At 63.2% G+C, this 15147-nt stretch carries 14 protein-coding genes; 5 read left to right on the top strand and 9 right to left on the bottom strand.

Going from position 1 to position 15147, the window contains the following annotated elements:
- Window positions 1-28 precede the first annotated feature (28 nt).
- The gene (locus tag MKZ91_RS02180; protein ID WP_336167496.1) at window positions 29-496 is read right to left on the bottom strand and encodes a cobalamin biosynthesis protein; all 468 of its coding nucleotides are present in this window, start codon (window positions 494-496) and stop codon (window positions 29-31) included.
- A 465-nt stretch (window positions 497-961) separates the two neighbouring features.
- On the opposite strand from MKZ91_RS02180, the gene MKZ91_RS02175 reads away from it, so the two are divergent.
- Window positions 962-1747, top strand: coding sequence for a TSUP family transporter (locus MKZ91_RS02175; protein WP_336167494.1), 786 nt, complete (start codon window positions 962-964; stop codon window positions 1745-1747).
- A gap of 51 nt (window positions 1748-1798) precedes the next feature.
- Here the strand turns inward: MKZ91_RS02175 and MKZ91_RS02170 are convergent, their stop codons facing one another.
- Window positions 1799-2131 carry a hypothetical protein gene (locus tag MKZ91_RS02170; RefSeq protein WP_336167492.1) on the bottom strand — a complete coding sequence of 111 codons (333 nt, stop codon included), beginning with the start codon at window positions 2129-2131 and terminating at the stop codon, window positions 1799-1801.
- A 338-nt stretch (window positions 2132-2469) separates the two neighbouring features.
- Between MKZ91_RS02170 and MKZ91_RS02165 the strand changes: the two genes are divergently transcribed.
- Window positions 2470-3063 (top strand): methyltransferase family protein, encoded by a 594-nt coding sequence (locus MKZ91_RS02165; protein ID WP_336167490.1) that lies wholly within the window; start codon window positions 2470-2472, stop codon window positions 3061-3063.
- A gap of 50 nt (window positions 3064-3113) precedes the next feature.
- On the opposite strand, the gene MKZ91_RS02160 is transcribed toward MKZ91_RS02165, so the two are convergent.
- The 7 genes from MKZ91_RS02160 to MKZ91_RS02130 all read right to left on the bottom strand — a co-directional run bounded on the left by MKZ91_RS02160 (window position 3114) and on the right by MKZ91_RS02130 (window position 12750).
- The gene (locus MKZ91_RS02160) at window positions 3114-3560 is read right to left on the bottom strand and encodes an EamA family transporter (RefSeq protein WP_336167488.1); all 447 of its coding nucleotides are present in this window, start codon (window positions 3558-3560) and stop codon (window positions 3114-3116) included.
- A 78-nt stretch (window positions 3561-3638) separates the two neighbouring features.
- Window positions 3639-4283: a cob(I)yrinic acid a,c-diamide adenosyltransferase gene (gene cobO, locus MKZ91_RS02155; RefSeq protein WP_043617391.1), complete on the bottom strand. Its 645-nt coding sequence runs from the start codon at window positions 4281-4283 to the stop codon at window positions 3639-3641.
- A gap of 143 nt (window positions 4284-4426) precedes the next feature.
- A complete protein-coding gene (gene cobN, locus MKZ91_RS02150; protein WP_336167482.1) occupies window positions 4427-8245 on the bottom strand; it encodes a cobaltochelatase subunit CobN in 3819 nt (1272 codons plus the stop codon).
- A 102-nt stretch (window positions 8246-8347) separates the two neighbouring features.
- Entirely contained in the window at window positions 8348-9412 is a 1065-nt protein-coding gene (gene cobW, locus MKZ91_RS02145) for a cobalamin biosynthesis protein CobW (RefSeq protein ID WP_336167480.1), read from the bottom strand.
- A gap of 3 nt (window positions 9413-9415) precedes the next feature.
- On the bottom strand, window positions 9416-9940 hold the full coding sequence (gene cobU / locus MKZ91_RS02140; protein ID WP_336167478.1) for a bifunctional adenosylcobinamide kinase/adenosylcobinamide-phosphate guanylyltransferase: 525 nt from the start codon (window positions 9938-9940) through the stop codon (window positions 9416-9418).
- Between the two features lie 630 nt (window positions 9941-10570).
- Window positions 10571-11197: a class I SAM-dependent methyltransferase gene (locus MKZ91_RS02135; RefSeq protein ID WP_336167477.1), complete on the bottom strand. Its 627-nt coding sequence runs from the start codon at window positions 11195-11197 to the stop codon at window positions 10571-10573.
- A gap of 95 nt (window positions 11198-11292) precedes the next feature.
- Window positions 11293-12750: a cobyric acid synthase gene (locus MKZ91_RS02130; protein ID WP_336167475.1), complete on the bottom strand. Its 1458-nt coding sequence runs from the start codon at window positions 12748-12750 to the stop codon at window positions 11293-11295.
- Between the two features lie 250 nt (window positions 12751-13000).
- Between MKZ91_RS02130 and MKZ91_RS02125 the strand changes: the two genes are divergently transcribed.
- From MKZ91_RS02125 to MKZ91_RS02115, 3 genes are all read left to right on the top strand, one after another.
- The gene (locus MKZ91_RS02125) at window positions 13001-13144 is read left to right on the top strand and encodes a hypothetical protein (protein WP_336167473.1); all 144 of its coding nucleotides are present in this window, start codon (window positions 13001-13003) and stop codon (window positions 13142-13144) included.
- Between the two features lie 175 nt (window positions 13145-13319).
- The gene (locus tag MKZ91_RS02120; protein ID WP_336167471.1) at window positions 13320-13682 is read left to right on the top strand and encodes a hypothetical protein; all 363 of its coding nucleotides are present in this window, start codon (window positions 13320-13322) and stop codon (window positions 13680-13682) included.
- Between the two features lie 323 nt (window positions 13683-14005).
- On the top strand, window positions 14006-15004 hold the full coding sequence (locus tag MKZ91_RS02115) for an ABC transporter substrate-binding protein (protein ID WP_336167469.1): 999 nt from the start codon (window positions 14006-14008) through the stop codon (window positions 15002-15004).
- Window positions 15005-15147: the final 143 nt, after the last annotated feature.

The raw sequence follows: 15147 nt of genomic DNA, 5'->3' as shown, positions 1-15147 counted from the left end.
TGATTCAATTCAACAACATAAGAACGCATCAGACACGCCCCGCAGCTTGGCGACGCGGCATTTCGGCCATCGCTGCCGGGCCTGCCAGCGCCGCCGTTGCATGGGCCGAGGTGATCTTCGGCACGATCAGCACGGCATCACGACCGGCGCCGACGAGGGCTGCCCCTTCGGCCACGCCATGGCAGCCGGTATAGGCGAAAACCACCTCGGAGGGATTCTCAAGCCGCGAGGCTTCCGCTTCCAGCGTCGCTGCGTCGTAGAAGGCGGCCGGAACGGAAAAATGCGCAGCGGCTGCCAGGATAGCCGGCTCCTTGGCACGGGCATCGAGCGAGGCGACCAGCCGCAGATCGGCAACATCGGCACCGGCATCGGCCATGGCGCGTTCCGCAAGCGCGATCACCTGCTCAGGCGGCGTACCGCGCTCGCAGCCAAGCCCGAGCACGAGAGCCGCACTTTCGGCTGTATTGCTTGCTGATCCGCTGCGTTCCGATGGCACGATGGCCGGCCCCCTTCGTCGGTTCTTCTTAACGAAGCGCCGGCGGGAATGAACCATTCCCGAGCCGATCTGGACAGCACCGGTTAAGAGCCCCCTTTCTGGGTCGGCCGCACCGGACGCTTTTTCAGTCCGCCAAAGCGGACGCCGTCGCATGGCTGTCATTTTTACCTAAGCGTCGAGAGGCGGTCAAACCGGATTGCGCCATCGGCATGTCGCGTTTGGGGAAAGACGATGCCCGTCGGCCAAACGCGTGCAATGCCGGATCCGGCCGATGGCCCGGCGCGTGCACCTCAATCCGAAAACCCAACGACTGAGCACAAGGTTCTGATTTTCCGAAAGTTTCCGCCGCGCCCGGCAAGCATCGCGATCGCACCGCGTCAGAAGGCTTTGCATTTCGCTGCGGGCTCTGACACAAGGCGCAAAGCCCCTCGACGCCTCGTTCCGCCCTTTCTTTGAGTCCCGCCCGTGCAAGATCTCGCCCTCCACCTGCTCGTCTTCCTGTTCGTTGCTGCCTTCGTTGCCGGCTTCATCGATTCGATTGCCGGCGGTGGCGGCATGATCACCATTCCGGCGATGCTGATTGCCGGTATCCCGCCCCTGCAGACGCTCGGGACCAACAAGCTGCAGTCGCTGTTCGGCTCGGGCTCGGCGAGCCTTTCCTATGCGCGCAAGGGCCACGTGAACCTGAAGGAGCAATTGCCGATGGCGCTGATGTCGGCTCTGGGCTCAGTGTTTGGGGCGCTTCTCGCCACCGTCGTCCCCGGCGACGTGCTGAAAGCGATCCTGCCCTTCCTGCTGATTGCCATCGCGCTTTATTTCGGCCTGAAGCCGAACATGGGGGACGTCGACCAGCACCGCCGCATCACCCCCTTCGTCTTCACGCTGACGCTGGTGCCGCTGATCGGCTTTTACGACGGCGTCTTCGGCCCGGGCACCGGCTCCTTCTTCATGCTCGGCTTCGTCACGCTTGCCGGATTCGGCGTGCTCAAGGCGACGGCGCACACGAAGTTCCTGAACTTCGGCTCCAACATCGGCGCCTTTGCCGTGTTTCTTTCCTTCGGCGCCATCCTCTGGAAGGTCGGCCTGATGATGGGTGTCGGCCAGTTCCTCGGCGCCCAGGTCGGCTCACGCTACGCCATGGCCAAGGGCGCCAAGATCATCAAGCCGCTGCTCGTCGTCGTCTCGATCGCCCTTGCCATCCGGCTATTGGCCGATCCGACGCATCCGCTGAGGATGTGGCTGGGGCTTTGACCCGGTTTTGACCTCGCCATTCGGAGGCCCCTCGACCGCGCCCAGGTTGGGTCATCGTCTCGCTGTCAGGCCGGCATCGGGCGCACCGGTCTTCGACCAACACGAACACGGTTCCCCCACGGCGCCCGCGCCATAGTTGCACTGAGTGTTGCGCGTCTCGCAGATCCGCGGACGGCGAGCCTCGGCGAGCGCCTTGGCCTTGGCTTCATCCGCCGCCTTCTGCTTACGACTGGTCTTGGGCTTGGGGGTCGCCTTCGCCTTTGTTGTCGAGACCTCGGTCCTGGAAGCCCCGGCCTTCGTTGTTTGGGAAAAGCCCGCGTCACCGGACGACACGAACAGAAAGACCGATGCGGCAGCAACCGCAATTCTGAAAGCGATCTTCAAGGTTCACCCGCTATTTAGATAATGGTGAGCCCTTAAATGGATGCGCGCATGGAGTCCATCAAGCGCGTGCGACGAAGGTATACGAATGATTTTCGGCAGTCGGCGACCATGGCGGGATAGGGTGACGCCGGTGCCAGGGCCCTGCGGGTGTCAAGACGGCAGATCGCTGGTGAAAATCCGGTAACCAACACAAAAGCCGAGCAGATCGCGCCCTTGAATCTCAAGCCACTAGAGATTGCAGAGTGGCGCAAATGCTTCGCTAGTGGCAGGCGACGGTCACAAAGAACCACCTGCCCGGCAAGCGTCACGCTGTCATTCCGTTTGCTGCCGAGGTTCCGATGTCAACCACCCTTCCCGCCATCCTGATGCTCGTCGTCGGGCTGTTTACCCTGGCGCTGGTGCTCCTGCGCCGCGTGCAATCCGGCCGCTCGCCCGTCGTTCTAACCTATGGCGACGATGCGGAAGGCTTTGCCGGCAAGCTCTTTCGTATGATCGTCGGGGCGCTGGTCATTCATCTCCTGGCGGTCGCCGCCTTTCCCGAAGCCGTGAGCGCCTCGCTCGGCCGGATCCCGGTGCTCGACAAGCCGCTGCTTCATGCCGCCGGTCTCGTGCTGATGGCACTCGGCGGCTTCCTGACGATGCTGTCGCAATGGACGATGCGCCATTCCTGGAAGATCGGTATCCCCGAAAAGCAGGACGCGCCTCTCGTCACCTCAGGCCTCTACGCCTTCTCCCGCAACCCGATCTATGTCGGCATGGTCTCAGCACTGATCGGCAGCGTGCTTTCGGTTCCCAACGTCGTCTCGGTGGCGCTCGCCCTTTCCGCCTGGATCTCGATCTCCTACCAGATCCGCATGGAAGAGACGCATCTCTCCCGTTCGTTCGGCGAAGCCTACACCGCCTATTGCGGGCGCGTTCGCCGGTGGGTCTGATTTCAACGGAAGCGTTCGCGTGCTCGCCCCCCGCGCGAAGACGGCCAGCCTCAAAACACCGCCAGCAGCAGCGCACCGGCCGCAATAAACACAACCCCAAGCCAATTCATCAGGTTGAGCTTTTCGCCAAGGAACAAGACACCGAAGATCGCGACCATGACGATCGAGAGCTTGTCGATCGGGGCGACGCGGGCGGCGTCGCCGAGCTTGAGCGCGCGGAAATAGGCAAGCCAGGAGGCGCCGGTGGCAAGACCCGACAGCGCGAGGAACAGCCAGGTGCGGCCAGGAACTTCCGACGGTTTCTGCCAGTGCCCGGTCGCCGCCACGATGCCGGCGAGCACGAAGAGAATGACGACGGTTCTAATCAGCGTCGCGAAGTCGGAATTGACCTGCGCGACGCCGACCTTGGCGAAGATGGCCGTGAGCGCAGCAAAGGCCGCCGAGAGCAGCGCACTGCATGATCCCTTAATCGCCTGCCGATTTAAGGGAAAAATCATGCAGATTCTAAAATGCTACAGCGACCTTTGCGCGCCCAAAGGACGCGCGGCGCTGTAGAGACTGCCAACTCTGGCTCATCAGAACTCGACGCCCTGCTGCGCCTTGATGCCGGAGCGGAATGGATGCTTGATCAGCTCCATTTCGGTGACGAGATCGGCGATCTCGATCAGGTCTTCCTTGGCGTTGCGGCCGGTCAGGACCACGTGGGTCATGTGCGGCTTTTCTTCCTTCAGGAAGCGCACGACTTCGGCGACGTCGATATAGTCGTAGCGCAGCGCGATGTTGATCTCGTCGAGCAGCACCATCGAGTTGCGCTCGTCGCGGATCAGTTCCTTGGCCTTTTCCCAAGCCTTCTCGGCCATCGCGACGTCGCGGGCACGATCCTGCGTTTCCCAGGTGAAGCCCTCGCCGAGCGTGTAGAACTGGCAGACATCACCAAAATGCTTTTCGATCAGCTCACGCTCACCGGTCGCCATGGCGCCCTTGATGAACTGCACGACGGCGCAGGGCATGCCATGGGCGATATGGCGGAAGATCATGCCGAAGCCGGCGGTTGACTTACCCTTGCCCTTGCCGGTGTTGACGATGATCAGACCCTTCTCGTCGGTCTTGGTCGCCATGATCTTTTCGCGCGCCGCCTTCTTCTTCGCCATCTTCATGGCGTGGCGGGCATCATCCTTCTCGGCCGGGGCTTCGCCGCCTACTGTCGTCTCGTCGCTCATGATAACTCCCTCAGCTCTTGAATTCGCGGGATGGGCGGAGCCTCGTCCCGCTCCGGTTCTGTTCCGTGCTTCAGTGAACAGCGAAACGGAACCAGATCTTTGCTTCCACGCAATTCCGGACGAAAACCTCGCCCGGAACCGCTCTATTCATTGCCGGCGCGAAGCCGGGTTGCGGCCGTGCCGATGGCGGCAAGTTCAAAGCGCGCCGAGTTCGAGCGCGGGGTCCAGAGATTGCGGTCGATCGCTTCGAGGAAGCGATCGGCAAGCTCGGCAAAGGCGGCCGGGTTCTTGTCCCGCAAGAAATCGGCCACGCGCTCGTCGACGATGAAGGCCTGATAGGCCGCCTCGAAGTGATGGTCGCGCACAGCACCGGTGGTCGCGGCAAAGGCGAACATGTAATCGACCGTCGCGGCGATCTCGAAGGCACCCTTGTAGCCGTGGCGCATGACGCCATCGATCCACTTGGGATTGACGACGCGCGCCCGGACCACACGGCCGATCTCTTCCTCCAGTGAGCGAATGACCGGCTTTTCCGGCCGGGAATGGTCGTTGTGGTAGATCGCAGGCCGGGTGCCGCCGAGATGTTCGGCGGCAGCGCTCATGCCGCCTTCGAACTGGTAGTAATCGTCGCTGTCGAGCAGGTCGTGCTCGCGGTTGTCCTGGTTCTGCACCACCGCCTCGATCGTGCGCAGGCGTTCTTCGAAAAGGTCGCGCTCGGCCTTGCCCTCCTCGCCGGCGCCATAGGCATAGGCGCCCCAGGTGAGATACGCCTCGGCAAGATCGGCCTTGGTTTCCCAACCCTTCTCGTCGATCAGCGCCTGCAGGCCGGCGCCATAGGCACCGGGCTTGGCACCGAAGACGCGGTAGGAGGCGCGGCGGGCGGCCTCGGCAGTCTCCACGCCTTCGGCCTCCAGCCGCCGGGATTCGGCCCGCATGCGCGCGGCGATCATGTTGTCGGCATCGTCCTCTTCCAGCGCGCCCACAGCCCGGATCGCCTTGTCGAAGAGGGCGATCTGTTCCGGGAAGGCATCGCGGAAGAAGCCGGAAATGCGCAAGGTCACATCGACACGCGGCCGCCCGAGCATGGCAAGGGGCACGATCTCATAGCCCGTCACCCGGCGCGAGACCATGTCCCAGACAGGCTTGGCGCCGATCAGCGCCAGCGCCTGGGCGATGTCGTCACCACCAGTGCGCATGTTGGCCGTGCCCCAGGCGGTCAAGCCGAAGGAGGACGGCCACTCGCCATGGTCCTGCAGATAGCGGCGGATCAGCAGTTCGGCCGATTTCTTGCCGAGCTCATAGGCAGCCGGCGTCGGCACCGAGCGGCTGTCGACCGAGTAGAAATTGCGGCCGGTCGGCAGCACATCGGGGCGGCCACGTGTCGGTGCGCCGGAGGGTCCGGGCGCGACAAAGCGGCCGTCGAGGCCGGTGAGGAAGCCCGCCATTTCGGCGGTGCCGGAGCCGGAAATCGAGGGTTTGAGGCGGGTCTCGATTTCATCGAGCACGGCGCGGGTGTGGACCCAGCCATTGGGGCAAGACTGCTCGCCCGAGACGAGTTTTGCGGCCAGCAACTCGATGCGTTCGACTGTGTCGCCATTGGTGCGCCAGGGGGCGTCCAAGAGGTCGGCAAGAATTGCCGGTTTCGAGCCGATCCAGGCGTCCGACATCACGCAATCGAGCGGGTCGAAGGATTGTCCTTCGGGAGCGATCTCGCGCTCAGCGCCCCTCAACCCCGCATCCGCCGCGATCGCCCGCTGCAGGCTCTGATCGCCGCCCTCGCCGAGCCCGCGCGGAACGCGCGCCAGCGCCACGGTCAGATCCGTCAGCAAACGCCCCTCCGGCGCCACGCCGAAAATGTGCAGGCCGTCGCGGATCTGCATTTCCTTGAGGTCGCAGAGATAGGCGTCGAGCTTTTCCAGCGCCTTGTCGTCGCTGTCTCCCTTGTCGATGCCGGCGTCGCTGTCGAGGCCGATGTCGCGCACGAGGTCGAGGATCTGGCGGCTGAGCAGCCGCAGGCGCCGGGGATCGCCACCGGCGGCGTCGTAATATTCGTCCACCAGCGCTTCTAGGTCCTTGAGCGGCCCGTAGGATTCGGCGCGCGTTAGAGGTGGCGTCAGGTGGTCGATGATGACGGCGCTGGTGCGGCGCTTGGCCTGCGTGCCTTCGCCCGGATCGTTGACGATGAAGGGATAAATATGCGGCAGCGGTCCGAAAATCGCCTCGGGATAGCAGGTTTCAGACAGCGCCAGCGCCTTGCCCGGCAGCCATTCGAGATTGCCGTGCTTGCCCATATGCACGATCGCCTGCGCTGCGAATTGCTGGCGGAGGAAAGCATAGAAGGCGAGATAGCCATGCGGCGGCACGAGATCCGGCGAATGGTAGCTTTCCTTCGGATCGATATTGTAGCCGCGCGCCGGCTGAATGCCGACGATGACCTCGCCGAAGCGGGCAAGCGGCAGCGCAAAGGCTCCATCGAGGAAGAACGGATCGGCTTCTGGTGAACCCCAGCGGCCGCTCACTTCATCCTTTATCTGTTTCGGAAGCGAATCGAAGAAAGCCTTGTAATCGCTGAGCGAAATCCTCTCGCGGATTTCGCGGTCGCGGCCTGCTGCATTGGTCGGCCCGGCCATCAGGTAGCGCATCAGCGCGTCGCCGTCTTCGGGCACCTCGCCGACCGAATAACCTTCGCGCGACATCGCCCGCAGCACCTCGACGGTACCGGCCGGCGTGTCGAGCCCGACGCCATTGCCGAGGCGACCGTCGCGGTTCGGATAGTTGGCCATGACGATGGCGATGCGCCGTTCGGCAGGTTTTGCCCGGCGCAGCTTCGCCCAGTTGACGGCAAGGCTTGCGGCAAAGCGTACCCGGTCTTCGAGCGGCTCATGCCCGACGATATTGGCTTCGACCTTGGCGTCATAGATCGACGCAGCCTTGAACGAGACGGCGCGGGCGAGAATGCGGCCGTCGACTTCGGGCAAGGCGACGTTCATCGCGAGATCGCGCGCCATCAGCCCCTGCGGCGAGGTTTCCCACTGCGCCCGGGACGAGCCGGAGAAGATCACCTGCAGCACCGGCGCGCCGGTTGATTCCAAGACCGTCGGCTGCCGGTCGGCGCCGGGCGAGGAAACGGCAAAGCCGGTGGCGTTCATCACCACGTCGGGCGCGGCCTCGGCGAAAATCGCCTGCAGCGTGCCGACGGACACCGCATCCTTGAGGCTGGAGACGAAGACCGGCAGTGCCCGGACACCTTGGACGGCCAGAGCATCGATCAGCGCTTCCACCGGCCGCGTCTCGCCGCTCTGGACGAGGGCGCGGTAGAAGCAGACGGCGACCGTAGGTTCGACTGCCACCCTGTCGGCCTGGCGGGCAGCAGCGCGACCAACCATCTCCAACCATTCGGCAGTCCCGATCACGCCTCTGCCCGGCCACCAGATGCCGGCCTTCAGCAAAGGCTTGGCCGGCTGAGGCTTCTCGGCGCCCGTTACCAGCGCCTCGGCATAGTCGAGGAACAGGCCGGCATTGTCGGCGCCGCCTTCGGTGAAATAGGCCCAGAGGCGCTGACGATCATCGGCTGCAGCAGTGGAGAAGGGCTCGAGGCCCGGGTCTGGCTTGTCGTCGCCGGGCAGCACCGCGATCTGGAACCGGTGGGTCACGGCGGCGGCATGGAGGGCTTCGAGCAGATAGCGGAAATAACTGGCGCCACCGAGCGGCCGAACCACGATCAGCTTCGCATGCCGCGCCGTGCGCTCGACATAGGTGTCGACCGACATGGGGTGCATCAGGCTCATGAGGCTGGCGATGCGCAGACTCAGGCCACCGTCGCGGCGGCCATGGGCGGCGGCGATCGAGGAGAGCTCGGTGTCGGCGGCAGACAGGAACAGGATGTCGGCCGGCGTTTGCCCGAGGTCGATCGCCTCGTTGCCGTCGGCGATCGTTCCTTTCTGGGCGAGAAGCAGATGCATTCGTCTTGTCCGTTCGAGCAATCCCGAACGAAGTCGCGTGAAGCGGCTTTCGTCCGGAACTGCATCATTTCAATGCGTTAGATCGTTCCCTTCAAAGAAGGATCAGACGAGTGCGGCAATGGCAGCGCGAACCGCGGCCTCGTCCATGTCGTGCAGGCCGATGACGACGAGGCGCGTGCCGCGCCTTTCGCCGGCAGCCCAGGCACGGTCGTAATACTGGTCGATGCGGGCGCCGACCGCCTGGATCAAAAGGCGCATCGGCTTGCCGGGCACATCGGCAAAGCCCTTGAGGCGCAGCACGTCGTGCTCGGCGATCACGACCTTCAGGCGATCGATGAAGGCGGCCGGATCGGCAATGGCGCCGAGCTCGACGACGAAGCTGTCGAACTCGTCGTGGTCGTGCTCCTCGCCGGCCTCATGCTCCATCTCGTGGTGCGACTTGCGGTTGGCGATATCGCTTTCCGTGCCGACGCCGAGGCCGAGCAGGATGGCGGCGGCGACTTCGCCGTTCTTCGCTTCGATCATGGCCGGCTTGCGGCTGGTGCGCGAGGAGACCTCGTCGCGCACGGCCTTGAGGCCGGAAGCGTCGATCAGGTCGGTCTTGTTGAGCACGATGAGGTCGGCAGCCGTCAGTTGGTCCTCGAACAGTTCCTCGATCGGGCTTTCATGGTCGAGATTGTCGTCCTCGACGCGCAGCGCATCGACCTTGTCGTGGTCATCGGCAAAGCGGCCGGCGGCAACGGCGGCGCTGTCGACGACAGTCACGACGCCATCGACGGTGACTTCGCTGCGGATATCCGGCCAGTTGAAGGCAGCAATCAGCGGCTGCGGCAGCGCCAGGCCCGAGGTCTCGATGATGATATGATCCGGACGGTTTTCGCGCTCAAGCAGCTTGGTCATCGTCGGGATGAAATCGTCGGCGACCGTGCAGCAGATGCAGCCATTGGTGAGTTCGATGATATCGTCCTCGGTGCAGGCCTCGGCACCGCAGCCCTTCAAGACATCGCCGTCGACGCCGAGATCGCCGAACTCGTTGATGATCAGCGCGATGCGCTTGCCGTCGGCGTTCTGCAGCAGGTTGCGGATCATCGTCGTCTTGCCGGCGCCAAGGAAGCCGGTGATGACGGTCGCCGGGATCTTGCCATGGCTGGTTCTTGCGGTGGTCATTATTCAACCCTTCATTTTCAGCGGCAAACCGGCCGCGATAAAGTAAACTTCAGCGGATTTCTCCGCAACGATCTGGTGAAGCCGGCCGGCATGGTCGCGAAACTCGCGCGCCATGCGGTTCTCGGGCACGATGCCGAGGCCGACCTCGTTGGAAACAAGGACAAGGCGCGCCCGCGCTTGCGGAAGGTACGCGGCAAGGCTCGCGAACTCCGCCTCGATGTCGCGCTCCTCGAGCATGAGATTGGTGACCCACAGGGTCAGGCAGTCGATCAAGACGACATGGCCAGGATCATCGATGCGCTGGAGCACGCCGACGAGGTCGACCGGCTCCTCATGCGTCGTCCAGCCCTCTCCTCGGCGCGTCCGGTGAAGGTCGATGCGTTCGCGCATTTCGCCGTCCCAAGCGCGGCCGGTGGCGACATAATGTCTGGCGAGACCGGACGCTTCGACGAGCTTCTCGGAGAAGCTGGATTTGCCGGAACGGGCGCCGCCAAGGACCAGGACGGGTCCGGCGCTGGGATTGCTCATCGTCGCTGCCTCAAGACGCAAAGGTCAGCGATTGATGGCAACAGCCAATCGACGCACCGGCGGCGCGTTGGGGGAAATATCTGAAAGCCAAAACAACCTCCGTGATGGCGTTGGAGACAAATCATCTCCCCGGGCGGAATGCCCATGCCGGATGGCAGGTCTCCTGGCTCACGGAGTCACGGGGCCCAGCATCGCCTCGCCCCAATGGAGCGAGGTTCCGATGTCAGGACCCGAGCGGCCCGCCTCACCTTCCCGGCGTTTTTTAAAGTTCGTGAAAGGCGGACGATTCGTAGAAGAAGAGGCGTCCAACCCGGCTGATCACGATGCCACGCCAGTGGCTTTTCCGGCTCGATCCCAATCTTGGCGTCGACTGCACCATGCAATCGCCTGACAAAGCTGAGCTTGAGCCCGATGGCGAACCCTGACCGTTCTACAGTCGCGGGGTCGGCTGCGATAAGGATGCCCGATTTGGGTCCATCCGTCACATTCCCAATTATTCCCCCGTGTCGCCACGACGCGGAGGAACCATCCAACATCCGATGATTAGGAAGCAGCCCGCGCAAAGTCAATCGACGCTTGCGACGCCTCCCCGGCCGAGTTGCGCCACGCGACGTTTTGTCGATGCCCGCGCTAGCCGCTTAGCCGCTGCCATACGCTGAATTGAAAGGCCTGCAACGTCTTCGAGGGTGTCTGGTGGTCATGCCGCAATGCTTCGACCAGCCGGAAAGAGGGCCCGATAACGCGGCCAAGCGTCGCCGCATCGTAGCGCACCACCGGCAAGCCACTGCAACGCTCGGGGCCATCAGGTGCAAAGGTGGCGATGATTGCATATCCGCCCGGTTTGACAGCCGCCGTCAGCCGCTCGACATAGGCGGCCCGGTCGACCGGATCCGTCAGAAAATGGAATGCGGCGCGGTCATGCCAGAGGTCGTAGGCGTGGTCCGGTGTCCATACGGTCACATCGGCGGCGAGCCATTGCACGCGGCCGGCCCGAGCTCCAAGCCTTGCCCTGGCGGCTTCGAGTGCTGCCGGTGACAGATCGAGCACGGTGACCGCGTTCGCGCCTTCGTCAAGCAGCGTATCGACCAGCCGCGAGGCGCCGCCGCCGATATCGATCAGCGACGACGACCGAACGGGTGCATATTTCCGGATAAGATCGAGGGAGACAGCCGGCTTATCCTCGAACCAGCTGACGCCCGCCTCACCTTTGGTTCGATAGGCCGCGTCCCAATGGGTTCGTCTGGTTTCGTCCGTCATCGGAGGATCCGCCTGTCGTATTTCTTGGCATCGAGCGCCACGTCGTCGCGCATTCTAGCCCACCACAATCAAGATTGTTCGGAATTTCAGCATTCCTACTGCCCAAGCAGCCCATCCAGCCAACGCTGGTCGAGCACGGCCTCCAGTTCGCTTGCGACTTCATCGAGTGCCGCGTCGACCGATTGGCGGTAGTTGCTGGCGCCGCCTTCGATGCCGAAACTCTTCAACAGCGCTGCGCGATAGGCATCGCTGGTGAAAAGCCCATGCAGATAGGTGCCCATCACCCGGCCATCGACAGACAGCGCGCCGTCTGCCCTGTTGTCGATGCGCACGGATGGGCGGTCACAATCAGGCCCTTGCGTCCGGCCGAGGTGGATTTCGTAGCCCTCGAGCGCCACGTCGTGCTCCAGCGACCAGGCGCGGCTGTTGCGCACGGTCTTTTCCGGCGCCATCTCGGTTTCGACGTCGAGCAGTCCCAGTCCTTCGACGGCACGCTCGCCGCCCTCGATGCCGAGCGGATCTGTGACCTTGCGGCCGAGCATCTGGTAGCCGCCACAGATGCCGATGACCCGGCCGCCGCGGCGCACATGGCACTGAAGATCGCGGTCCCAACCCTGAGCGCGGAAATCGATGAGGTCGCCAATGGTCGATTTCGAGCCGGGGATGACGACGAGACCGGCATCATCAGGGATCGGGCTGCCCGGCCGCACGAAGACGAGGTCGACCTCGGGCTCGGCGATCAGCGGGTCGAGGTCGTCGAAATTGGCGATGCGCGACAGTACGGGCACTGCGACCTTCAGTGCCCGCCCCTCGCCGCGCGTCAGCTTCTCGAGCACCACCGAATCCTCGGCCGGCAGCCGTGCGGCCGCCTTCAGCCACGGCACGACACCGAAACAGGGCCAGCCGGTGAAGCGGTTGACGGCGGCAATGCCATCATCAAACAGCGTGACGTCGCCGCGGAACTTGTTGATGAGGTATCCTGACACCATGCGCCGGTCTTCGTCGGACAGAATCGCGTGGGTGCCGACCAGCGAAGCGATGACGCCGCCGCGGTCGATGTCGCCGACGAGCACGACCGGCACGTCGGCGCGGGTGGCAAAACCCATATTGGCGATATCGCCGGCGCGAAGGTTGATTTCGGCCGGAGAGCCCGCGCCCTCGACCACCACCAGATCGGCGCCAGTAGAGATCTGTTCGAAGCTCTCCATCACAGCACCAAGCAGCCTGGGTTTGAGCGCCTGATATTCGCGGCCCTTGGCCTGCCCCGCCACCTTGCCCTGCACGACGATCTGGCTGCCGACGTCGGATTGCGGCTTCAAAAGCACCGGGTTCATGTGCACCGACGAGGGCACGCGGGCGGCCAGCGCCTGCAGCCATTGCGCCCGGCCGATCTCGCCGCCGTCGTCGGATACGGCGGCGTTGTTCGACATGTTCTGCGGCTTGAACGGCCGGACCTTCAGGCCCTGATTGGAAGCGAGCCGGCAGAGCCCCGCCACCAGTACCGATTTTCCGACATCCGAGCCGGTTCCCTGCAGCATGATTTTGCGTGTCATGGGACAACCGGTAACACTGAAACGGCCGCCGTCAAAGGTCTGTTTCGACACGATTTCGCCGCAATCGGACAAGGGCGCTCACGCATTGTGTCACCCCTTTGCAAGGCTTGTCGAAAATGTCGCTCGCGGTAGCCAGAATGCGACATCGCATGGCGAGTTTGGTGTTCCGTTTTTCGCAGCGCACACCTATATCAGCGCCATAGCAACAAGCTCCGGAGCAAAGGCCTCCGGCCTCTCAAGGTTCACGTCCATGCTGTACATCTTCAGCAAGCCCAACTTCGTCCAGATCGCCTGGAACTCCAAGGTTCCCTCCAGCCAGTCGCGCGTGCGAAACCTCGTGGCATCGGCTCCCTTCGGCCCGCTCGGCGTCATCCGCACGTCGAACGTCGGCTAAGCTGCGATCTGCCAAAGTTCGCCATTTATGAGCTCTCCTCCCGGAGCCTCTCCAACCGCCCCTCCCGGGGCGGTTTTTTTATGGGCGACGATGGGTGGCGCAATGACCAGAATGGCTGAGCGGATGTGCATTGACACCAGATCCGACGACACCGGCTCCGACGCCAGCGGGAAAAATGGAAGACATCCTGAAATGCGAAGGCCGCATCGACCTCAAAACGAGGGATGCGGCCGCCAAAAAACGCTGGTCGCTTCGGAAAAACACACCGAAGGTTCGCTCAAAGCCCGGGACGCAAAACCTGATCCGGACCGGCGGCAGTTCCCCTGCCGCGAGAGAACAATTAGCTCGACATCGTTACCGGATGGTTATTGAGGATCTAACCAAAGATGAATTCCGGCACTTTTCGAATTTTTTTCGCGACATGCGCGACAATTACGGTGACGCAATCACGATAGGAAACGTCACGTTCTCGACACGCATGGCAACGACGCGGTGCCCGGCGCCGAAATTTGCGGCAGGAATTGTCGCTATTGCTTAAATTGAGCCTCTCTCATGCGCGCAAAGCATGCGACGGCGATGTCGCAGACAGAACGCGCAGACCCCGCCGATCGCGCAGGGTTCCGATTGAAGAGGTTGATTTCTCAACGAGAATACTTAGGCTTGCATGACGGTATAAGAGGAGATGGCCGGCGACAGGGTTCCGCGGCCAGGACGAGAAGAAAACTCCCCACCGCCCGCAGCAGAGGCGACCCTTGGCTGACGCCGAACCCCGAGCTGCACATGGACTCCGGGTGTCGGGATGCGCAGCACCCACCGCCCCTTCGAACGTTGGCTGCATAAAAGACTGGGAGGTCTTGCAACATGAAGAAACTCCTCGCTTCCACCGTCCTCGCCGCGGGCCTTTATGCCCTGGCGGGTTCCGCGCAGGCCGCGGATTGTGGTGAAGTCAGCATTGCCGAAATGAACTGGGCTTCTGCCGGCGTCGCCGCCCAGGTGGACAAGTTCATTCTGGAAAACGGTTACGGCTGCACCGTGACGCTGGTTACCGGCGACACCATGCCGACCTTCGCCTCGATGAATGAAAAGGCACAGCCCGACATGGCGCCGGAACTGTGGGTCAACGCCGTGCGCACGCCGCTCGACGCCGCGATCAAGGAAGGCCGCCTCATCGAAGCCGCGCCTCTGCTCAGCGAAGGCGGCGTCGAAGGATGGTGGATCCCGAAGTTCATCGCCGACGCCCATCCGGATATCAAGACGGTTCAGGACGCGCTGAAGCACCCCGAACTGTTCCCGTCGCCGGAAGATTCCTCCAAGGCTGCGGTCCACAATTGCCCGTCCGGCTGGAACTGCCAGGTCTCGACCGCCAACCTCTACAAGGCACTCGACGCTGAAAAGGCAGGCTTCGTGCTGGTCGATACCGGCTCGGCTGCCGGCCTCGATGGCTCGATCGCCAATGCGTTTGAAAAGAAGACCGGCTGGCTCGGCTATTACTGGGCACCGACCGCCATTCTCGGCAAGTACGAAATGACCCGGCTCTCCTTCGGCGTCGAACACAACAAGGCCGATTGGGACGCCTGCACCGCCGTTCCGGATTGCCCGACCCCGAAGGTCAACTCCTATCCGGTCTCTGACGTCTATACCGTCGTCACCAAGTCGTTCTCCGAAAAGGCAAGCGTCGCCATGGACTATGTCAAGGTACGCAAGTGGGACAACGGCACGGTCAACAAGGTTCTCGCCTGGATGGACCAGAACCAGGGCACCAACGAGGATGCCGCCAAGCACTTCCTCGAAGAGTTCCCGGACATGTGGACCACCTGGGTGAGCCCGGAAGTGGCCGAAAAGGTCAAGGCAGCGCTCTGATCCTGAGCGCATGGCAGGCGGGCGGCGCAAGCCGGTCGCCTGTCCATCGCAGGCGGTCTCCGTCAGGAACAGGAGTGCCGGCCCGCGAGGGAACGCAGATCGTTCCAGAGGCGGCGAACCGTGGCTCTTCGCGTCGCAATCAG

The sequence above is a fragment of the Ensifer sp. MJa1 genome, from assembly GCF_037026475.1.
Lineage (GTDB): Bacteria > Pseudomonadota > Alphaproteobacteria > Rhizobiales > Rhizobiaceae > Ensifer.
The sequence above is the reverse complement of the archived record's forward strand: the minus strand, read 5'-3'. Positions and strand labels throughout refer to the sequence as shown.